This is a genomic window from Pseudomonas sp. HR96, from assembly GCF_034059295.1.
Taxonomy (GTDB): domain Bacteria; phylum Pseudomonadota; class Gammaproteobacteria; order Pseudomonadales; family Pseudomonadaceae; genus Aquipseudomonas.
Map to the genome: position 1 here is coordinate 1,037,730 of NZ_CP139141.1, position 19,586 is coordinate 1,057,315.

Sequence of the window (19,586 nt, forward strand, 5' to 3'; positions counted from 1 at the left end):
GTCGCAGTCGCGCAGTTACTCTCCTTTTAGCCCTCCACCGGGGTTTAGTCCAGTCGCCGGCGCGGGTCCCGCGCGCTCCCTCGACAGTCGGGCACAAATGCTTTGCCAATGGCCACCTATACTGTTTTGACACGATTTCGACACAATTGCGCCCAGCGCGCTCGGGAGCCGGGTCATGTTCGCCCTCATGCAAAGCACACGCAGTAAAGCCCTGCATCTGGCGGTGGACGCGGCGACCGGTCTGCGTGCAGTAATTGCCATTCACAACTGCGACCGCGGCCCGGCGTTGGGTGGGTGTCGTTACCTGGCCTACCCGGACGATGAAAGCGCCATGGCCGACGCCATTCGTCTGGCCCAGGGTATGAGCTACAAGGCAGCGCTGGCCGGGTTGCCGTTGGGGGGCGGCAAGGCGGTGATCATCCGCAACGCCCACGTCGCCGACCGCGCGGCGCTGTTCGAAGCGTTCGGCCGCTTTGTCGAAAGCCTGGACGGCCAGTACATCACGGCTATCGAGAGTGGCACCTCGCGGGTCGACATGGACTGCATCGCCCAGGCCACCACTCATGTCACCAGCACCAGCGCCCATGGCGATCCGGCGCTGCACACCGCCCTGGGGGTGTTTGCCGGCATTCGTGCCACGGCCATGGCGCGCCTGGGCAGCGACAACCTGGAGGGTCTGCGCATTGCCGTGCAGGGCCTGGGCAGCGTCGGATTCGCCTTGGCCGAACACCTGCATGCCGCTGGGGCCGAACTGCTGGTCAGTGACGTCGACCCGGGCAAGCTGCGCCTGGCCATGGAGCAGCTGAACGCGCACCCCATTGCCAGCGAGGCGCTGGTGGCCACCCCTTGCGACATCTTCGCCCCCTGCGCCATGGGCGCGGTGCTCAACAGCCAGAGCGTGGCGCAATTGCGCTGCGCCGCCGTCGCAGGGGCCGCAAACACGCAACTGACCAGCCTGCAGGTGGCGGACCAGCTCGAAGCCCGCGGGATTCTCTATGCGCCGGATTATGTGATCAATGCAGGCGGCCTGATTCACGTGGCCTTGACCCACGCCGGTGAATCGCATCTGGCGATTACCGGGCACCTGTCGCAGATCGCCAAGCGGCTGACCGAGATCTTCGGCCACGCCCAGGCGGAAAAGCGTTCACCGGCGGTAGTGGCGGAGCGGCTGGCGGAGCGGTTGCTGTACGGGCGCTGATCGCAACGCGGCGACCAGGCTCGCAAGACCCACCCTTTACTCCCCCTGCAGCTCGCTCAGCGCACTGACATTGCTCTTGAACGCGGCGGCGAACACCGCGCGGTTCTTGGCCATGTAGATACCGGTGTCTTCGGCCAGCTTTTCGCTCAGGCCCGGTACGTTCTTCTGCAGGACCTGGGTGAGCATCTCGGCAAGCTCGAGCATCTGGTCGTGCGCGTCGGCTAGTTTGCGGTCCACGAAGGTAGTCTCCAAATCGCGGGTACTGCGATACAGGGTTTCAACAGCCATTTTCGGCCTCGTATTCAAGTGCACCAGGGGCGGGGGATGTCCCGTTTCGGCCTGTGACGGCAAGGGTTGTCGTCATGCCTGCCAGCCGTCACTGTAGACTACTGGTTGTTTGTACAGTAAAGATCATAGGCCAAAAACGCGCCTCTGACCAGCGCTGCGGCGCAATGCCGCGGCGTCTGCCTGCAAATCCTGCACAAAGCATCGCGTCCAGGCAGCAGAATGTTCAGGTGTGCGCAGCAATGGCTGCGGCGCCATCGCCAAAGGAAGCCAATACGTGAAAATGAACTGGGCCGAATCGCTGCGCCACCGGGTCCATGCCCTGGCGGAGTCGCTGGGCAATCTGCTGGTCGAGAGCTTTCACTACATGGCGCTGTTCGCCATCGGCGCGGTCACGGCCTGGGCCGCCGTGGTGGCGTTTCTCGACATGCTCGAAAAGGGACACATCAGCGTCGATGACATTCTGTTGCTGTTCATCTACCTGGAGCTGGGCGCCATGGTCGGGATCTACTTCAAGACCAACCACATGCCTGTGCGCTTCCTGCTGTACGTGGCAATTACCGCACTGACCCGGCTGCTGATTTCCGATGTGTCGCACCACGGCCCTGCGGACTTGGGGGTGGTCTATCTGACCGGTGCGATCCTGCTGCTGGCCTTGTCCATTCTGGTGGTGCGTTACGCCTCGGCGAAATACCCGTCGGCGAAGATTCCCGATCCGCACAGCCCGGTCAAAGGCGCGGTCACGGAGGAGAAGGGCGAGGTGTAGAGGCTGGCGCGGGCGCACCAATATCCATCAGGGAGGGTCGTTATGGGGCATTTCGGCGAAGCTACCGCGCCAGATGATGGCGCGGTAATAGCTTGATTTTACTGACGAACGGTCGTGTTTACAGGCCCGCTGCCAAGCGTGGCTGGGCCCGGGACCAGGCCTTGGGTGAGTCGCTTTCAGTCATGGCGGCCAGCAACTGCACTGCGCTGTGACCGCGCTCGATAGCGATGCCGAACTGGATGCTCTCGATCAAACGCAACAGACGCTTGGGGTCATTGCGCTGCGCAGCGCTGATCATGCGCTTGGCCACCACGCCGCTGTCGTTGGACAGGGTGAGCATGATGCTGCCGTCCAGGCGCTGAATACTCAGATTGACCCGGTACTCGGGCTGGAAGGCTTCACTGATGATCTGGAATGGGTTATCCATGCGGCGCACCTGGTAAGTAAGACCTGCAGTTATTGACTGGGGGCACTTGGTATAAGTTCGCCGTCCAGACCTACTGACGAGTCGTTTGCTCTTCCTGGCAATTACACGTCACTTGCTCCTGTCAGAGACCTAGCAAGTCACGTGCCGTTTCTGTCAACTTTTGGTGCGCCAAAAAAAAGGCGAGCCGCAGCTCGCCTTTTTCCTCGTTCAGGGTCAGCTGTTGAGGACCTGTTCGTTTTCCAGAAATTCTTCTTCGAGCAGCGCATCGGCGCTGACACCCGGCTCGCTGGCGGGCAGGGCGGCACCGCGGCGCGGGCTGCGCAGCTTGCCGAACAAGTGCTCCAGGGCGTGGTTGAGCTTGGTCGCGGCGCCTTCCACCGCCTGGTCGAGGGTGGCGGCGGTGTGGGTCACGGACACCGGCTGGTGGCCCTTGGGGCGAGCTTCCATCTGGCAGCGCTTGTCGTGGGTGCCTGGCTTGTCGCCGTTTTCATCCTTCAGGTGGACCTCGACGCGGGTGAGGTCCTCTTCGTAGTGTTCGAGAGAGCTCTGGACAGTACTGCTGACCCAGTCTTCCAGTCGGCTGCTGTTTTGAATGTGGTTATCGCTATTGACCTGGATTTGCATGGTTAATCCTTATTCAGCTAGCTCACAAGAGATTCGCCAGAGGGAAATAGGCGCCTCTTGCTTAACAAGGTCAGGCACTGGCGCCGACAATTCAACCCCTTTATGCATATAAATATTTGGTAACTAAACCGCAGCCGGGTGGTCCGCTTGACCTTGCGGGCAACCTGCTATAGGGGCCGTTTCGAGCCCCTGCCGGGTGCCATTGCCAGCCGGTATTCGCCGGGCGTCGCGCCCAGGCTCTGGCCGAAACGCCGGCTGAAATGGCTGGCGCTGGCAAAACCGCAGGCCAGGGCAATCTCCCCCAACGACAGGCTGCCCTGGCTCAGCAGCAGGCGTGCACGCAGCATCCGCCGATGCAGCACGAACTGGTGAGGCGGCACGCCAAAGCTGTGGCGAAACATGCGCGCAAAGTGATATTCCGAGAGGCTGCACAACCCCGCCAGCAGGCCCAGGCTGAGCGGCTCTTCCAGGTGCATTTCGATGTAGTCGCGCAACAGTCGGCGCTGATGCGCCGCCAGCCCACCCTTGACCCGCAGGCCATGGCGCAGCCCGACCTGGGTCAGCACGGTGTGGCCGAGCATCTCGTGGGCCAGCGCCGAGGTCAGCAGGCGCTCGCCGGGCTCCTGCCAGTTCATCCCGATCAATTGGCGAAAGCGCCGCGCCTGCTGGGCGTCCTCGAGAAAGGTGTGCTCGCGCAGTTGCAGCTCGCGGGGCTCGCGATCGAGCAGGCCCAGGCAGCTGAAGGCGAACTGCTCGGCGCTGAAATACAGGTGGGCCAGGCGGATCTCGCCGTTGATCACCCAGGCCGAACGGTGCTCGGCGGGCAAGGTGCAGAGTTTGTCCGGAGCGCCTTTGTTGCCCGGCTGGTCGCGGCGGAAGGTGCCGGTGCCGCCGGCCAGGTAGCACGACAGCGTGTGATGGCTGGGCGCCTGATAATCCTGGGCATCGTGATGGTTGCTCCACAACGCCGCCGCCAGGCCATCGCCCAGTTCGGCGCTGCGCTCCAGGCGCGCGTTGGCCGAGCTGCTGAGGGCCTGGAATACCTGGAGTTGGTCAAGTTGGGTCATGGTCGCTACCTCGATGGCCATCCTAACCCAGCACAGCGCCGCCTCGATGAGCCTGCGTGGAAAAAGCGCAAGATTGTGCAACGGCCACAGGCAGCAGCCACCGCACACTGAGCGTCCATCAGGAGCTTGCGCCATGAACCTATCGCTGTACGTGCTGACTGTCTTGATCTGGGGCACCACCTGGATCGCCCTCAAGCTGCAACTGGGCGTGGTGCCCATCGAGGTGTCGATCGTCTATCGCTTCGCCCTCGCTGCGCTCCTGCTGTTCGTCGGCCTGCTGGCCAGCCGGCGGCTGCAACCGATGAATCGGCGCGGTCACCTGATTTGCCTGGCTCAGGGGCTGTGCCTGTTCTGCGTGAACTTCATGTGCTTTCTGAATGCCAGCCAGTGGGTGCCCAGCGGCCTGATTGCCGTGGTGTTCTCTACGGCTGCGCTATGGAATGCGCTGAATGCGCGGGTGTTTCTCGGCCAGAAGATCGCCGCCAACGTGCTCGGCGGCGGGGCGCTGGGGCTGCTCGGTCTGGGATTGCTGTACTGGCCGCAATTGAGCGCCGGTCATGCCAGCCATCAGACCCTGGTGGGGTTGGGCCTGGCGCTGTTCGGCACCCTGTGTTTCTCGGCGGGCAACCTGCTCTCCAGCGTGCAGCAAAAGGCCGGCTTGCGGCCCATGACCACCAATGCCTGGGGCATGCTGTACGGCGCGGCGATGCTCACCGGTTGGTGCCTGTTGCGCGGCATACCGTTCCAGATCGACTGGAGCCAGCGCTACATCGGTGCCTTGCTGTACCTGGCCATACCTGGTTCGGTGATCGGCTTTACCGCTTACCTGACCCTGGTCGGGCGCATGGGGCCGGAGCGCGCCGCCTACTGCACGGTGCTGTTTCCGCTGGTGGCGTTGAACGTTTCCGCCGTGGTGGAGGGTTACCAGTGGACCGCCCCGGCGCTGGTGGGCCTGGTGGCGGTGATGCTCGGCAACGTGCTGGTGTTTCGCAAGGGCTCGGGCTATTCGTCGTTGCGCAGGCTGATGAAGATCAAGGCGGCGTAGATGAAGTTCATGAAGCGGTCGGCGGTGGCCAGCGCCTGGCTGCCGGACTGCCAGAGCAGGAACCATTCGCCGCCGATCACCTGAAAGCCCAGGTACCACAGCGCGGCGCCCAGCAGCAGGCCGGCAATGGCCCAGCGTTTGGCGTGGTGAAAAGCCATGGCCGAGGCACGGAACTGGCCAGCCATGTTGGCGAAGCCCTTGAAGCAGCAGAAGGTGAACAGCAACTGCGCGGCGATGATGGCCAGGTAGCTCAGGTGATGCAGCAGCGGGTTGGGCACGGCCCTCCAGGCCAGCCCGGGACCGGCCTCGACGCCCTGCAGGCTGAGGGTTTCACCGACGTAGGCGAGGTTGAGGTGGTAGTCACTGAGATTGCCCAGCACCACCAGCAAGCCGAACAGGCCCGCGAACAGAGCCATGCACAACTTGCAAAGACGGATCAGGGCAGGGGTGGTCAGGTTGGGCATAGGCGAGGGCTGGCAAGCGATGGGGCGGGGAGTATCCCAGCCTTGTCGGCCACCGTCGTTCGGCAAGTGGTTTCAAGGTGTAACTCAATCCCACAGCCTGGCGCGAGCCGTTGCTCCCGGTTTGGGCGCCCGCACCTTCAGCCCTTGAACGCCTGCGGGTTGACCAGATCCCGTGGCCGCTCGCCGCGTAGAGCGGCGGTCAGGTTGTCCATGGCGCGCTCGGCCATGGCTTCGCGGGTCTGAGTGGTGGCCGAGCCGATGTGCGGCAGGGTCACCGCATTGGGCAACTGGAACAGTGGCGACTGGGCCAGCGGCTCCTGCTCGTACACGTCCAGCCCGGCACCGCGAATGGTTCCGTTGCGCAGCGCCTGGACCAGCGCCGCCTCGTCCACCACCGGGCCGCGGGCGATATTGATGAGAAAGGCGCCGGGCTTCATCAGGCTTAGCTCACGATGACTGATCAAATGCCGGGTCTTGTCGCTGAGGGGCACCACCAGCACCACGAAGTCGGCTTCGGCCAGCAATTGCTCGAGGCTGCGAAACTGTGCGCCCAGTTCCTGCTCCAGCGCCGGCTTGCGGCTGTTGCCGCTGTACAGCACCGGCATGTTGAACCCTAGCCGGCCGCGGCGGGCGATGGCGGCGCCGATGTTGCCCATGCCGATGATGCCCAGGGTCTTGCCGTGCACGTCGCTGCCGAACTGTGGCGCTGCCACACTGGCTTTCCACTGCCCGGCCTTGGTCCAGGCGTCGAGCTCGGCGACTCGCCGGGCGCTGCTCATGATCAGCGCGAACCCCAGGTCGGCGGTGCTTTCGGTGAGCACATCGGGGGTATTGGTCAGCAGCAGGCCGCGCTCGTTGAAGTAGGCCACGTCGTAGTTGTCGTAGCCCACCGACACGCTGCTGACCGCTTGCAGCCGAGTGGCCGCCGCCAGTTGCTCGCGTCCCAGCTTGCGCCCGGCGCCGATCAAGCCATGGGCATGGGGCAGCGCTTCGTCGAACTGCGCCGCCAGGTCACCCTTTTTCGGGTCGGGCACGATGACTTCGAAGTCCTGTTGCAGGCGTTCGATCATCGGCGGGGTGATGCGGCTGAAGGCCAGTACGGTTTTTTTCATGGTCGCTGTCTCGGCGCAGGAGAAAGCAAGCACGCTAACATTCCCCCAGCCGAACGATCAAACGGCGAACGACAGCTCGTGGCTCTTCAGGTCCGCTTCGTGGGCGGCGAGGATGTCGGGCAGCGAACCGCGCAGGTACTCCACCCAGGTCTTGATCTTGGCGTCCAGGTACTGGCGCGAAGGATAGATGGCGTACAGGTTGAGCTCCTGCAGGCGGTAGTCCGGCAGCATGCGCACCAGGGTGCCGGCGCGCAGGCCATCGATGGCCGCGTAGATCGGCAATACGCCCACGCCCATGCCGCTGGTGATTGCGGTTTTCATGGCGTCGGCCGAGTTGACCTGGAACGGCGCGTTGGTGATGTTGACCATTTCCTGGCCTTCGGGGCCATCAAACAGCCATTTTTCCAGCTGCACCACCGGGCTGACCAGCCGCAGGCAGGCGTGCCCACGCAGGTCCGAAGGGGTGCGCGCGACGCCGTTGGCCTTCACGTAGTCGGGCGATGCGCAGACGATGCTGTAGGTGATGCCCAGGCGTTGGGAGACGAACCCCGAGTCGGGCAGCTCGCTGGCCAGCACGATCGACACGTCGTAGCCCTCGTCGAGCAGATCGGGCACCCGGTTGGCCAGGGTCAGGTCGAAGGTGACGTCAGGGTGGGTCTTGCGATAGCGGGCAATGGCGTCGATGACGAAATGCTGGCCGATACCGGTCATGGTGTGCACTTTCAACTGCCCGGCCGGGCGCGCATGGGCGTCGCTGGCTTCGGCCTCGGCTTCCTCGACATAGGCGAGAATCTGTTCGCAGCGCAGCAGGTAGCGTTTACCGGCTTCGGTCAGCGCGATGCGCCGGGTGGTGCGGTTGAGCAGGCGGGTTTGCAGGTGGGCTTCGAGATTGGAGACGGCGCGCGAAACGTTGGCGGTGGTGGTGTCCAGCTGGGCGGCGGCGGCGGTGAAGCTGCCGGCTTCGGCCACGCAGCTGAAGGCTCGCATGTTTTGCAGGGTGTCCATGGGGGGCTCTCGGATTCGACCGGCAAATTGTCGCATGAAGTTACAAATAATGTCTGAGTGCTGGCGACCGATTATCGCCTTTTACGTAACAAAGAATCACAAAAGCCCCTGCTTATCGCCGCGCCCGAGCGCCCCTAGAATTGCGCGCATTACCCGCCCCCACGCCTATTTTCCCCTGGAACTCGCCGCAGTGCCGTCTCGCAATCGTTGCAAGCTGAATGCGTTCAGCTCTCTGGTCTCCATGCTATTACTCGCAGGTTGCATCGGCACCCACGGCGTCGCCCCGCAAACTCGGCCGCTGGCGGCCAATGCACTGGCCACCGACGCCGCGATTGCCGAGGCGGCGCGCGATGCGCATTGGCCGCAAGGCCAATGGTGGCGCGCCTACGGCGACGAGCAGCTCGACCGCTGGGTGGCCAAGGCGCTGCAGGGCAGCCCCAGCCTGGCCATGGCGGCTGCGCGGGTGCGCCAGGCCAAGGCCATGGCCGGGGTGGTGGAGTCTGCCGAGTCGTTGCAGGTCAATGCCGACGCCGCGCTCAAGCGCCATGATTGGCCCAGCGACAACTTCTATGGCCCTGGCACCCTGGGCAACACCACCACTTGGGACAACAACGCGACCCTGGGCCTGAGCTATTCGCTGGACCTCTGGGGCCGCGAGAGCAACAACAGCGAGCGGGCCCTGGACCTGGCGCACATGACCGCCGCCCAGGCGCGCCAGGCCCAGCTGGAGCTGGAAGACAACGTGGTGCGGGTGTACATCCAGTTATCCTTGCAATATGCGCAACGTGACATCGTGCAGTCGATGCTCGCCCAACAGGAGCAGATTCTGCAGCTGGCGCAAAAGCGCCTGCAGGGGGGCATCGGCACCCACTTCGAGGTCAGCCAGGCGCAAACGCCGCTGCCCGAGACCCACCGCCAACTCGACAGCCTCGACGAAGAAATCGCCTTGAGTGCCAATCAGCTCAGCGCGCTGGCCGGCAAAGGCCCGGGTGAGGGCGCGCAGCTGCAACGCCCGGCGCTGTCGCTGGTGGCCGACCTGAAGCTGCCGTCGGCGGTGCCGGCCGAACTGCTCGGCCAGCGTCCGGACGTCGTGGCCAGCCGTTGGAACGTCGCCGCCCAGGCCCGCGGCATCGAGGTGGTGCAGGCCGGGTTCTATCCGAACGTGGACCTTTCCGCGAGCCTGGGCTACTTCACCACGGCCGGCGGCATGCTGGAATTTCTCAAGGGCACCAAGTTCGGCTATACCGCCGGACCCGCCGTCAGCCTGCCGATTTTCGACGGCGGGCGCCTGCGCGGTCAGCTGGGCGAAGCTTCGGCCAGCTACGACGTGGCCATCGCGCAGTACGACCAGACCCTGGTCAATGCCCTCAAGAGCGTGTCCGACCAGTTGATCCGTCGCCGGTCGATGGCTCGCCAGGCCGATTACGCCGCACAGTCGGTGGCCTCGGCGCGCAAGACCTACGACATCGCCACGGTCGCCTATCAGCGCGGCCTGACCGACTACCTCAACGTGCTCAACGCCCAGAGCCTGCTGTTTCGTCAGCAGCAGGTCGAGCAGCAGGTCCAGGCCGCCCGCCTGAGCGCCAATGCCGAACTGATCACCGCCTTGGGTGGCGGCCTGCAGGCCGGCAGCGACAGCCCGAGCGCCGAGCGCATCGCTGCGCCGCAGACTCCGGCCAGCCTGCAACTGATGGACAGGTTCAAGCCATGACTGCCCTGGCTGGCGCCTGGCAACGGCTGCAATGGCGGCGCGCCTGCAACGAGTGGCTGCGCAGCGATGGTGTGACCTGGGTGTACATCTTCAAGGTGCTGATCGCCGCCTTCGCCACCTTGTGGCTGGCCATGCGCCTTGAGCTGCCGTCGCCGCGCTCGGCGATGATTACCGTGTTCATCGTCATGCAGATTCAGAGCGGGCACGTGTTCGCCAAGAGCTTCTACCGCTTTCTCGGCACCCTGGCGGGGTCGGCGTTCAGCGTGCTGCTGATCGCCCTGTTCGCCCAGGTCACCGAGTTGTTTCTCGGCGGCCTGGCCCTGTGGATCGCCCTGTGCACCGCCGGCGCGGTGCGCCATCGCAACTTCCGTGGCTACGGCTTCGTGCTCGCCGGCTACACGGCGGCGTTCGTCAGCCTGCCGGTGGTGATGCACCCGAGCGGCGCCTTCATGGCGGCGGTCTGGCGGGTGCTGGAGATTTCCCTGGGGCTGGTGGTGTCCACCGTGGTCAGCGCGGCCATCCTGCCGCAGTCGGCCAGTGCCTCGCTGCGCAACGGCCTGTACCAGCGCTTCGGCGTGTTCGCCGGTTTCGTCGTGCAAGGCCTGCGCGGGCTCAGCTCGCGCGAGCAGTTCGAAAGCAGCAACCAGCGCTTCGTTGCCGAGGCCGTTGGCCTGGAGGGGCTGCGCGGGGTGGTGGCGTTCGAGGACCCGCACATGCGTCAGCGCAGCGGCCGGGTCAGCCGTCTGAACAGCGAGTTCATGGCCCTGACCACGCGCTTCAATGCCCTGCACCAATTGCTCGAACGCCTGCGCGGTGCTCACCGCGAGCGGGTGCTGGCGGCAGTCGAGCCGGGCCTGGCGGGGCTGGCACAGTTGCTCGATGGCTTCGGCGCGCGGCCGTTGACGCCCGCCGACGCCCTGGACCTGGCCGCCCGGCTGGCGCAGTTCAAGCCGGCGCTGCGCCAGCAGGTGCGCAGCCTGCGCGAGGGCTTCGTGCAGACCGCGCCCAGCGACGCCAGCCTGCTGGATTTCAACACCGCCTACGAATTGCTCTATCGGCTGGTCGACGAGATGCACGGCTACGCCCTGACTCACGCGTCCCTCGCCGACCAGCGCCACGAGCGGGAAAAATGGACCGAGCCGTTCCGCGCCCAGACCAATTGGCTGGCCTCCCTGGCGGCGGGCGTGCGCGGCGCTTCGGTGGTGGCGTTGCTCGGCGCCTACTGGGTCGCGACCGCCTGGGCCAGCGGCGCCAGCATGATGCTGGTGGTGGCCGCCACCCTGGGCCTCTCGGCGTCATCGCCCAACCCCAAGCGCATGTCCTTCCAGATGGCCGGCGGCACCGCGTTCGGCGCGCTGGTGGGGTTTGTCGAGATGTTCTTCATCTACCCGCGCATCGACGGCTTCGCGCTGTTGTGCGTGGTGCTGGCGCCGGTGCTGATGCTGGGCGCCTTTCTGGCCTCGCGGCCGCAGTACGCCGGCTATGGTCTGGGGTTGCTGATCTTTTTCTCGATCAACTCGGTGCCAGACAACCTCACGCTGTACAACGCCTACAGCTTCATCAATGACTACATCGCCATGGTGCTCGGCATGCTGGTCAGCGCCGCAGCCGGCGCCATCATCCTGCCGCCCAACAGCCGCTGGCTGTGGAGCCGCATGGAGAAGGACCTGCGCGGCCTGGTGGTGTTCGCCGTCGGCGGCCGCCTGCGCGGCCTGGGCAGCGCGTTCGAAAGCCGCACCCGCGACGTGCTCAACCAGGCCTATGGCCTGGCGGCCGGCCAGCCGCAGGTGCAGCGCAACTTGCTGCGCTGGATGTTCGTGGTGCAGGACGTCGGCCACGCCGTGATCGAGCTGCGCCGCGAGCAGGAAAGCCTGCCGCAGCACAGCTGCTACGCCCAGAGCCAGCCCTGGCGCCAGGCCATTCGCGCCATGGGCCGCTCGCTGGTGCGCCTGTTCCTGCAGCCGGGTGCCAGCAACCGCGAGCGCAGCCTGTTGGCCGTGGACCAGGCCATCGAGCGCATCCAGGCCACCGACGAACCCTTTGCGCCGCATTTCGACACTTCGCCGCTGCGGCGCATCCTCAGCTACCTGCACTTCATCCGCAGCTCGTTGCTCGACCCGCAATCGCCGCTGGCTTCACTGGAAGACGCCCATGCCTCGTGAAATCGCCTTCGACGGCGTGTACATGCCGATCGTGACCCTGATGTTCCTGGTCGCCCTGGTGCTGGCCTGGGCCCTGGACCGGTGCCTGGCCGCGCTGAACCTGTACCGCTTTTTCTGGCACCCGGCGCTGCTGCGACTGTGCCTGTTCTTCTGCATCTTCGGCGCCATGGCGCTGACCGTTTACCGCTGACCGTCCTCTTGAGACTCGATCGATGAAAACCTTCTTCAGCCTGCTTGGCACCTTGCTCGTTCTGGCCGTGACCCTGGTCATCGGCCGTGAGCTGTGGGTGCATTACATGGACACTCCCTGGACCCGCGACGGGCGTGTGCGCGCCGACATCATCAACGTCGCGGCCGACGTCGCCGGCTATGTGGTGGACGTGCCGGTGCGTGACAACCAGCCGGTGAAGAAGGGTGACCTGCTGTTGCAGGTCGACCCCGAGCACTACCAGATCGCGGTCAAGCAGGCCGAGTCGCTGGTGGCCTCGCGCAAGGCCACCTGGGAGATGCGCAAGCTCAACGCCAGCCGCCGCGCCGACCTCGACAACCTGGTGATCTCCAAGGAAAACCGCGACGACGCCAACAACACCGCCAGCGCCGCCCTGGCCGACTACCAGCAGGCTCAGGCCCAGCTGCAGGCGGCCGAGCTCAACCTCAAGCGTACCCGGGTACTGGCCACCGTCGACGGTTACGTGACCAACCTCAACGTACATGTGGGCGACTATGCACGGGTGGGCGATGCGAAGATGGCCGTGGTCGACGAGAACTCGTTCTGGGTCTACGGCTTCTTCGAGGAAACCAAGCTGCCGCGCGTGCACGTCGGCGACCCGGTGGACATGCAGATGATGAGCGGCGAGCTGCTCAAGGGGCACGTCGAAAGCATTTCGCGCGGCATCTACGACCGCGACAACCCGCAGAGCCGCGAGCTGACTGCCGACGTCAACCCGACCTTCAACTGGGTCCGTCTGGCCCAGCGCGTGCCCGTGCGCATCCACATCGATTCGCTGCCGGCCGGGATGCTGCTGGCGGCGGGTACGACCTGCACGGTGATCGTCAATCCCGCGGTCCAGTGATCGCGGCTGACAACCTAAAGCCGCCGCGCCAAGCCGAACCTGCGGCGCAGCACCGCCTCCAGCAACCCTTTGGGCAGCCACCTGGCCATCAGCGGCAGCGCCACACAGCCATGGCCGACGCGCAGCAGACGCGGCACCGGCTGCATCTGCACACACTTGAGCACCTGGCTGGCCACTTCGCTGGCTGGCGTCGGCTTGTCCTGCGAGGCGCGGGCCCTGGCGCGGATGCCGTCGCGCAGCGGCCACCACGGCGACTGCTCGGCGATCAGGGCTTCGGCCTCGCCGCTGGCGTTGTCGGCAAAACACGAGTCGATGGCGCCGGGCTGCACTTCCAGCACGCGAACGCCGAACGGTGCCAGTTCCATGCGCAGGGCATCGCTGAGCGCCTGTACCGCCGCCTTCGACGCGCAGTAGGCGCCGGCGAACGGCGTCACCAGGACCCCGGAGACACTGCCGATATTCACCACTACGCCACGGCTGCGGCGCAGCGGCTCGAACAGCGCGCGAGTAACGCCGACCACCGCGAACACGTTGGTCTCGAACTGGCGCTGCAACGCTGCCACGCCGCCATCGAGCAAGGGGCCCATGGCGCCGTAGCCAGCATTGTTGATCAGGATATCCAGGCGTCCGCCTTGCTGTTCGAGGGTCTCGGCCAGCTGCGCGAGCGCCTGGGCATCGTTGACGTCCAGCTGATGGGCGACGAACCCCGCCGCCGCCAGCTGCGCCACGCTCTCGGGCTTGCGGGCGGTGGCCCAGACCTCGTGGCCGGCCTCCTTGAAGGCGTCGGCCATGGCGCGGCCGATGCCGCTGGAGCATCCGGTGATCAGGACGATGGACATGCGGGGCGATCCTTTGGCGGCGGTAGGTCAGCCGGAGAAAGTACCCTGTAATCGCTCGGCACGAAACTCCAGGGTCTGCGCCCGGTAGCCCGACCGCAACGCCGGCAGCGGCACGCAGTCGTTCCAGCTGCTGCCCGGCAACAGGCTGCCAGGCCCGCGATAGCGCGGCCCGTCGTAGTCGTTCTCGACCAGATTGACCGTGTCCCCCGGCGCATAGGCGGCCACCCGCCAGCGCAATTCCACCAAGGGAATTGTGTTGCCATTCTTTACTTGGACTTGCAGCGGCCGATCCGCCGGACACTGCTGGGGCGCATAGTGCATGCGCAGCTCCAGCCGCGCCAGCTGGCGCTCCTCGCGGGTGTCGAGCCAGGCTACCCACAACGCCACCAGGCCCAACCCGCATAACGCCGCCAGTGACACCGGCAGCGCCTTGGCCGGGTAGCGCAGGAGCAGGACCAGCCAGATGATGATGAGGGCGATGCCGATGAACATGAGTAGGCTCGATTAAATTGAAGTGCTATCGTCAGCACCTTTAAAGGCGCTCTAAAAGGAGCATATATGCCGCATGCAATGCTTGCTCGAGTTGTGGCGTCTATCACTGACCTCAAGCGCAATCCGATGGGAACCTTGTTATCAGGTGGAGGCGATGTCGTCGCCATTCTCAACCGAAACGAACCTGCTTTCTATTGTGTGCCTGCAGATAGATATGAAGCGATGTTGGATTACATCGACGAGATGAAGCTCGCCGAGGAGGTCAAGGCTCGGCTGGCGGCCGGTAATGCCTCAGTGAAAGCGAAGATTGTGGGCGACGACATTGTCTTTGAAGGTGACGATGCCTAGCGACTATTCGCTTGAATTCGATCGCTCGGCTCAAAAAGCCTGGAAGAAACTTGATCCAAGCTTGCGTCAGCAGTTCACCCGAAAACTGTCCCAGCGGTTGGCCGATCCCAGAGTGCCAGCGGACAAGCTGCATGGATTGAAGGATTGCTACAAGATCAAATTACGCAGCGTGGGTTATCGCCTCGTTTATCAGGTCATCGACACGTCTCGTGGTCTACGTGATTTCGGTCGGACGCCGCGACGATGAGGCCACCTACGGCAGTGCAACCAGCAAGACGAAGTAGCTGAAAAGGGGACAACCGACGGCGAAACCCGCGTGGCGATTGCGGCTGCGGATCCAGACCACCTCTGGGACCGAGCTTGCTCGGGAATGGCTGCAAACCGCTTCCCGAGCAAGTTAGGTCGGCCCTCAGCGAGTCGGCGCAGGCTTGACCACCCACACAGGCGCCAGGTTGCCGCTTTGCCCGGTCACGTACAGCACCGAGGCCTCGCCGCGTTCCAGGGCCACCGGTTTGACGTCGCTGACTTTCTTGTCGCCGTCGTACAGCGCCAGGCTGACTTTAACCGGGTTGATCTCGCGCTCGCCGGTGCCCTTGGCTTGCACGTTGGCGACCACGTCGGTCTTGCCGTCGGCGGTTTTCAGGGTCAGCGGCTTGTCGCTGAGGTTCTGCAGGCGCACGAGGGATTTCTGCTTGTTCTTGAACACCGGCTCTTCCACCAACACGGGGGTGCCGCCGGCATTGTTGACCAGGGTGTAATAGTGGTCCGACGCCAGTTTGACCGGCAGCGAGGCGCTGCCGACCTTGGCGGTGTAATCGCCCTGGGGCATGAAGCTGTAGTCACTGGCAGCCAGGGGAGCGATATCGTTCAGGTTGGCATTGCCGACGCTGGCGCTGACCTCGCTGTTGGCGGCGTTGTAGACGCGGATGAAGGTCGAGCCCTTGGGCGCGACCGGGCCGTACAGGCCGGCCTCGCCCGCCGCGAAGGCGGGCAGGCTGCAGGCGACAAGGGCGAGAGACAGGGCAGTGCGGCGCAACAGGGGGCTGATCATCAATGCTTCCTCTGGTGTTCAACTATCAATCGTTCTGGCCCAGGGCCAGGTCCTGATTGCCGGCCGAAGGCCTCTTCAGCTCGGCAATCCATTTGGGGTCAAACTCGCTGAAATCGTTTTTCATCGGCAGGTAGCGTTCCGGGAACTCCCAGATGAGCACCTGCGGCGGGCTGTTCTTGAACGCCTCGCCCTGCAGGTACTTGAGCATCGGCAGGATCGGCCCATGGCCGTTCTCGGCGTAGTTGATCACGTCACTGTGCAGCGCCTGCTGCAAGGCTCCCAGGAAATTCCAGTGTGGGTTGGCGCTGTAGCTGGTGCCGACCAGCGCCACGGCGATGTCATCGCTGGCGAACAGGGCATCGGCGCTCGCCTCGGCCGCCTGCTGCAGGTGCGTGCTGCGCTGGGCCAGGTCGTCGGGCGGTGGCAGCAGGTTGCCGAACAACGGGTCCAGCGGCAGGAAGGTGGTCAGGTCGCCCTTGTAGGGGGCGGCGGCCTGGCTGTCGGTGACATAGGTCTGCGGCGCCCCGGCCAGCGGGTCGTGGGCGGCGATCGCCTGGCTCAGTTGCCGGGCCACCACCTCGGCGCCCAGGGGCGTCCAGTGCGTGTCGGTGCGCAGGAACACCGCACCATCGGCTTTGGCCTGCTGCAGCGGGGCGAGCAGCTCGGGGGCGAGGATGCCGGCCTGTTGCGCGCGGGCGTGGAACTGCTGATACAGCTGGGCATGCAAGGCGGCCGGCGGCTGTTGGCCGATGTGCTCGGGGTACAGGCGCGCCTTGGCCGGCACGATCGCCAGCACCAGCTGCACGTGGTGTTGGGCGAGGGTGTCGCGCACGCCGCGGATCAAGGCAAAGTTCTCGGCGGCGTAGCGCTGGCCGTCGGCGACCGGGTTGAACTCCTCGTCGCTGTACAGCCAATGGTCGCGGCCCAGCACCACCCCCGGCCGGCCCTCGTTGAACAGCAGGTACTCCACGGCGGCCCAGAGGTTGGTGCCCAGGCGCTTGATCGGAAACTGCTCGTCGTAGCGGGTCTGCACGGCCTGGGTGAAGTGGCCGTCGAGCAGGGTCATCTGCGCGCTGCGCTGGAAGCCGGCCAGCCCGCTCAGCGACCACAGGCCCAGGCCCACCAGGATGGCGAGAAACGCGCCGACGTAGAGGATGCGCAGCGAACGAGTCATGGCAGTGGCCTCTAGAATTGGAAGTACAGGAAGGGCGAGAAGCTCTGTGCCGAGAGCTTCAGCACCGCCGCCACGAACATCACCAATACCAGCGCACGCCCCGCCGCCGGACCGTGCCCGGAGAACGGCGCGCTGCGCACGGCCGGCGTGGTCGATGCCTTGGCTGGCGGCGCATCGCGGTACAGGTCGCGCAGGCCGAAGAACGCCAGGCTCAGGTACGCCACCACCAGCGTGGTCACCTGCAGGCCGGTCAGGCTGGCCGCGGTCAAGGGCGACAGGTGCCAGTCGGCGAAGCCGAACATGGCGCCGTACATGCGCCCGGCGACGTGCAGGTTTTCGGCGCGGAACATCACCCAGCCGGTCACCACCAGCAGGAAAGTCAGCGCCCAGCGCAGCGGTTGCAGGCCGCGCGGGGTGGTGTTCAGGCCCAGAGCTTTCTCGATGGCCAGCCACACGCCATGCCAGGCACCCCAGAGGATGTAGGTGATGTTGGCGCCATGCCACAGGCCGCCCAGCAGCATGGTCAGGAACAGGTTGCGGTAGGTCTTGAAGGTGCCGCCGCGGTTGCCGCCCAGGGTGATGTACAGGTAGTCGCGCAGCCAGCTCGACAGGCTGATGTGCCAGCGCCGCCAGAACTCGGTGATCGACTGGCTGATGTAGGGTTGCTTGAAGTTCTCCATGAAGCGAAAGCCCATCATCAGGCCCAGGCCGATGGCCATGTCGCTGTAGCCGGAGAAGTCGAAATACAGCTGCGCGGTGTACGCCAGCGCGCCCAGCCAGGCGTCGCCGGTGCTCGGCTGGGCGAGGGCGAAGGCATGGTCGGCGACCACGGCGAGGGTGTCGGCCACGCAGACTTTCTTGATGAAACCCTGCATGAAACGCGTGGCGCCTTCGGCGAATTTGTCCAGGGTGTGGGTGCGGTGGTCGAACTGCTCGACCAGGTCGCGAAAGCGCAGCACGGGGCCGGCGATAAGGTGCGGAAAGATCGCCACGAACGCCGCGAAGTCGATCAGGTTGCGCGTGGCCGGGGTGTCGCCCCGGTACACGTCGATGATGTAGCTGATCGACTCGAAGATGTAGAACGAGATGCCGATCGGCAGCAGCACATGGGTGAGGATGAACGGCTGCAGGCCGAACGAGGTGACGATGGCGTTGAGGCTTTCGACGCCGAAGTTGGCGTACTTGAAGTAACCCAACACGCCCAGGTCCAGCGCCACCCCGGCCAGCAGCCAGCGTTGCGCCGCCCGGGTGCGCACGCCAGCGGCGCCCACCTTGAGGCCGATCCCGTAGTTCCACAGGGTGACCGCAGCGAACAGGCCGAGGAAATCCACCCGCCACCAGGCGTAGAACAGGTAGCTGGCGGCGAGCAGCAGCAGGTTGCGATAGCGGTTGCCGCTCAGGTAATACAGGCCCAGGAACACCGGCAGGAACAGGAACAGGAAGACATTTGACGAGAAAACCATGGTGAATCGCTCCGCTGATTCAGGTGTATAGGCTTGCCGGGCGTTGCGGGACCGGTTTTGCCCGGCAACATCGGCCGGCCGGTTCCCGAGCAAGCTGGGTGCTACAGGGCCATGTCAGGCGCCGTCGTCTGCGCTGGGCGCCTCGGTTGAATCATCGCCACCGCCTTCGCCCTGGTCATGGCTGGGGTCGAACACCTTGGTCACGTCGCCGCCCAGGCGAAAGCTCTTGAACGGTTCGCCGTTGCGCTTGTGGGCCATGGCGTCGCCGTCGCACGGGTACAAGGTGCACCAAGGCTCCAGCCATGCCCATTTGCGGGTGTCGTTGAGCTCGGTCATTTCCTGTACCTTGCCGTTTTTCTGCTGGAACGAAGACGGGTCCTTGGCCCCGGCCAGCACCCGTCGGCCGAGGCGCTGCAGGGCGCTGTCGTTCTCGCCGCGCAGATCGACGCCGTTGGCCTGGGCGAAGGTGGCGATCATCGCCAGCGGTGGAATCGCATAGTTGTGGTAGGCCAGCGCGCGGGTATTGCGGTTCAGCTCGTTGGGCAGGAAGCCCTGGGCGTCGACCTGGCTGGCGCCGGTGCGAAACTTGCCCACCGACCAGTCGAACAGGTCGCGGCGGTCGAGCACCACCGAAGTTGCCATCACCGACCAGGCGGCCCAGTAGGTGTGGTTGTTGGTCTTCTGCAGCGACAGGTTGCTCCAGTCGCTCACCACCTGGTCGGCCAGGCGGCCGAACCAGGCTTCGATGACTTGCGCCTCCTGCGGATGATCGGCCAGCGGGTGGCTGGTGGAGAACTTCAGGCGCAGGTAGGAGGAGGCCATGCTGCCCAGCGCCCATTTGCGCATCGACTTGCCGGTGTGGTTGAAGTCCTGCGACATCAGCGCATCGGCTTTGGCCCAGGTGGTCAGCCAGCCCAGGGTGCAGTCGAGCTGAGCCGGGCGGCCGTCGCGCATGAATTGCATGACCAGGCGGGCGGTGCCGGTCTCCATGGCGAAGATGTCGTGGGTGGCGTCGCGAAAGGCCTTGTCCGAGTCGGCGTTCCAGGTGGAGCGCGACTTGTCCGAGCCCTCGTACTTGCTGCGAAATTGCAGCGCCTGGGTGTAGGGCGTCGGCACGGCCGGGCAGCCCTTGCTGCTCTCGCCCTTCTTGACCTTGTCGATCGGCACCAGGTAGCCCTCGGGCGGCTTGAGCGCCGCCTGGGCAACGCCTGCGCACAGCAGCAGGCCGAGCAGGGCGGGGGACAACAACTGACGGGCAAATCCGCGATAGCTCATGGGTA

General features: G+C 65.1%; 21 protein-coding genes and 1 pseudogene. 9 read left to right on the forward strand and 13 right to left on the reverse strand.

The window, feature by feature from the left end:
- The first annotated feature begins 175 nt into the window (after nucleotides 1-175).
- Nucleotides 176-1,198: a Leu/Phe/Val dehydrogenase gene (locus SFA35_RS04925; protein ID WP_320575812.1), complete on the forward strand. Its 1,023-nt coding sequence runs from the start codon at nucleotides 176-178 to the stop codon at nucleotides 1,196-1,198.
- Nucleotides 1,199-1,234: 36 nt separating this feature from the next.
- Here SFA35_RS04925 and SFA35_RS04930 read toward each other — a convergent pair whose 3' ends face one another.
- On the reverse strand, nucleotides 1,235-1,486 hold the full coding sequence (locus SFA35_RS04930) for a YebG family protein (protein ID WP_320575815.1): 252 nt from the start codon (nucleotides 1,484-1,486) through the stop codon (nucleotides 1,235-1,237).
- Nucleotides 1,487-1,760: 274 nt separating this feature from the next.
- On the opposite strand from SFA35_RS04930, the gene SFA35_RS04935 reads away from it, so the two are divergent.
- Entirely contained in the window at nucleotides 1,761-2,249 is a 489-nt protein-coding gene (locus tag SFA35_RS04935; RefSeq protein WP_320575816.1) for a phosphate-starvation-inducible protein PsiE, read from the forward strand.
- 118 nt (nucleotides 2,250-2,367) lie between these two features.
- Here the strand turns inward: SFA35_RS04935 and SFA35_RS04940 are convergent, their stop codons facing one another.
- The 3 genes from SFA35_RS04940 to SFA35_RS04950 form a co-directional block, all read right to left on the reverse strand.
- Complete coding sequence (locus tag SFA35_RS04940; protein ID WP_320575818.1) at nucleotides 2,368-2,676, reverse strand: DUF3509 domain-containing protein; 309 nt, start codon at nucleotides 2,674-2,676, stop codon at nucleotides 2,368-2,370.
- A 213-nt stretch (nucleotides 2,677-2,889) separates the two neighbouring features.
- Complete coding sequence (locus SFA35_RS04945; protein ID WP_320575820.1) at nucleotides 2,890-3,300, reverse strand: HPF/RaiA family ribosome-associated protein; 411 nt, start codon at nucleotides 3,298-3,300, stop codon at nucleotides 2,890-2,892.
- A 167-nt stretch (nucleotides 3,301-3,467) separates the two neighbouring features.
- The gene (locus tag SFA35_RS04950) at nucleotides 3,468-4,367 is read right to left on the reverse strand and encodes an AraC family transcriptional regulator (protein ID WP_320575823.1); all 900 of its coding nucleotides are present in this window, start codon (nucleotides 4,365-4,367) and stop codon (nucleotides 3,468-3,470) included.
- A gap of 133 nt (nucleotides 4,368-4,500) precedes the next feature.
- Here SFA35_RS04950 and SFA35_RS04955 point away from each other — a divergent pair, with 133 nt between their 5' ends.
- Nucleotides 4,501-5,412, forward strand: coding sequence for a DMT family transporter (locus SFA35_RS04955; RefSeq protein ID WP_320575826.1), 912 nt, complete (start codon nucleotides 4,501-4,503; stop codon nucleotides 5,410-5,412).
- Here the strand turns inward: SFA35_RS04955 and SFA35_RS04960 are convergent.
- The 3 genes from SFA35_RS04960 to SFA35_RS04970 form a co-directional block, all read right to left on the reverse strand.
- Nucleotides 5,370-5,828, reverse strand: coding sequence for a DUF2165 domain-containing protein (locus tag SFA35_RS04960; RefSeq protein ID WP_320575828.1), 459 nt, complete (start codon nucleotides 5,826-5,828; stop codon nucleotides 5,370-5,372). The two genes, SFA35_RS04955 and SFA35_RS04960, sit on opposite strands and share 43 nt — an antisense overlap.
- A gap of 185 nt (nucleotides 5,829-6,013) precedes the next feature.
- Entirely contained in the window at nucleotides 6,014-6,988 is a 975-nt protein-coding gene (locus SFA35_RS04965) for a D-glycerate dehydrogenase (protein ID WP_320575831.1), read from the reverse strand.
- A 57-nt stretch (nucleotides 6,989-7,045) separates the two neighbouring features.
- Nucleotides 7,046-7,993 (reverse strand): LysR family transcriptional regulator, encoded by a 948-nt coding sequence (locus SFA35_RS04970; RefSeq protein ID WP_320575833.1) that lies wholly within the window; start codon nucleotides 7,991-7,993, stop codon nucleotides 7,046-7,048.
- 241 nt (nucleotides 7,994-8,234) lie between these two features.
- On the opposite strand from SFA35_RS04970, the gene SFA35_RS04975 reads away from it, so the two are divergent.
- The 4 genes from SFA35_RS04975 to SFA35_RS04990 are packed head-to-tail and all read left to right on the forward strand — an operon-like array spanning nucleotide 8,235 to nucleotide 12,939.
- The gene (locus SFA35_RS04975) at nucleotides 8,235-9,704 is read left to right on the forward strand and encodes an efflux transporter outer membrane subunit (protein WP_320575835.1); all 1,470 of its coding nucleotides are present in this window, start codon (nucleotides 8,235-8,237) and stop codon (nucleotides 9,702-9,704) included.
- Nucleotides 9,701-11,866 (forward strand): FUSC family protein, encoded by a 2,166-nt coding sequence (locus SFA35_RS04980; RefSeq protein ID WP_320575838.1) that lies wholly within the window; start codon nucleotides 9,701-9,703, stop codon nucleotides 11,864-11,866. The genes SFA35_RS04975 and SFA35_RS04980 overlap by 4 nt, the downstream gene beginning before the upstream one ends.
- Complete coding sequence (locus SFA35_RS04985) at nucleotides 11,856-12,056, forward strand: DUF1656 domain-containing protein (protein WP_320575840.1); 201 nt, start codon at nucleotides 11,856-11,858, stop codon at nucleotides 12,054-12,056. Before SFA35_RS04980 ends, SFA35_RS04985 begins: the two co-directional genes overlap by 11 nt.
- Nucleotides 12,057-12,078: 22 nt before the next feature.
- Entirely contained in the window at nucleotides 12,079-12,939 is an 861-nt protein-coding gene (locus SFA35_RS04990) for an HlyD family secretion protein (RefSeq protein WP_320575843.1), read from the forward strand.
- A 14-nt stretch (nucleotides 12,940-12,953) separates the two neighbouring features.
- Here the strand turns inward: SFA35_RS04990 and SFA35_RS04995 are convergent, their stop codons facing one another.
- Both SFA35_RS04995 and SFA35_RS05000 read right to left on the reverse strand, forming a co-directional pair.
- On the reverse strand, nucleotides 12,954-13,778 hold the full coding sequence (locus SFA35_RS04995) for an SDR family oxidoreductase (RefSeq protein WP_320575844.1): 825 nt from the start codon (nucleotides 13,776-13,778) through the stop codon (nucleotides 12,954-12,956).
- A 27-nt stretch (nucleotides 13,779-13,805) separates the two neighbouring features.
- Nucleotides 13,806-14,270, reverse strand: coding sequence for a multidrug transporter (locus SFA35_RS05000; protein ID WP_320575846.1), 465 nt, complete (start codon nucleotides 14,268-14,270; stop codon nucleotides 13,806-13,808).
- A 66-nt stretch (nucleotides 14,271-14,336) separates the two neighbouring features.
- On the opposite strand from SFA35_RS05000, the gene SFA35_RS05005 reads away from it, so the two are divergent.
- Nucleotides 14,337-14,618: a type II toxin-antitoxin system Phd/YefM family antitoxin gene (locus tag SFA35_RS05005; RefSeq protein ID WP_320575847.1), complete on the forward strand. Its 282-nt coding sequence runs from the start codon at nucleotides 14,337-14,339 to the stop codon at nucleotides 14,616-14,618.
- A pseudogene (locus tag SFA35_RS05010) lies at nucleotides 14,611-14,902 on the forward strand (type II toxin-antitoxin system RelE family toxin). Before SFA35_RS05005 ends, SFA35_RS05010 begins: the two are co-directional and overlap by 8 nt.
- A gap of 125 nt (nucleotides 14,903-15,027) precedes the next feature.
- On the opposite strand, the gene SFA35_RS05015 reads toward SFA35_RS05010, so the two are convergent.
- The 4 genes from SFA35_RS05015 to SFA35_RS05030 form a co-directional block, all read right to left on the reverse strand.
- Nucleotides 15,028-15,669 carry an alginate O-acetyltransferase AlgF gene (locus tag SFA35_RS05015; protein WP_320575849.1) on the reverse strand — a complete coding sequence of 214 codons (642 nt, stop codon included), beginning with the start codon at nucleotides 15,667-15,669 and terminating at the stop codon, nucleotides 15,028-15,030.
- 25 nt (nucleotides 15,670-15,694) lie between these two features.
- A complete protein-coding gene (locus tag SFA35_RS05020) occupies nucleotides 15,695-16,843 on the reverse strand; it encodes an alginate O-acetyltransferase (RefSeq protein ID WP_320575852.1) in 1,149 nt (382 codons plus the stop codon).
- A gap of 11 nt (nucleotides 16,844-16,854) precedes the next feature.
- Nucleotides 16,855-18,306 carry an MBOAT family protein gene (locus SFA35_RS05025; RefSeq protein ID WP_320575854.1) on the reverse strand — a complete coding sequence of 484 codons (1,452 nt, stop codon included), beginning with the start codon at nucleotides 18,304-18,306 and terminating at the stop codon, nucleotides 16,855-16,857.
- 114 nt (nucleotides 18,307-18,420) lie between these two features.
- Complete coding sequence (locus SFA35_RS05030) at nucleotides 18,421-19,581, reverse strand: mannuronate-specific alginate lyase (protein ID WP_320575856.1); 1,161 nt, start codon at nucleotides 19,579-19,581, stop codon at nucleotides 18,421-18,423.
- Nucleotides 19,582-19,586 lie beyond the last annotated feature (5 nt).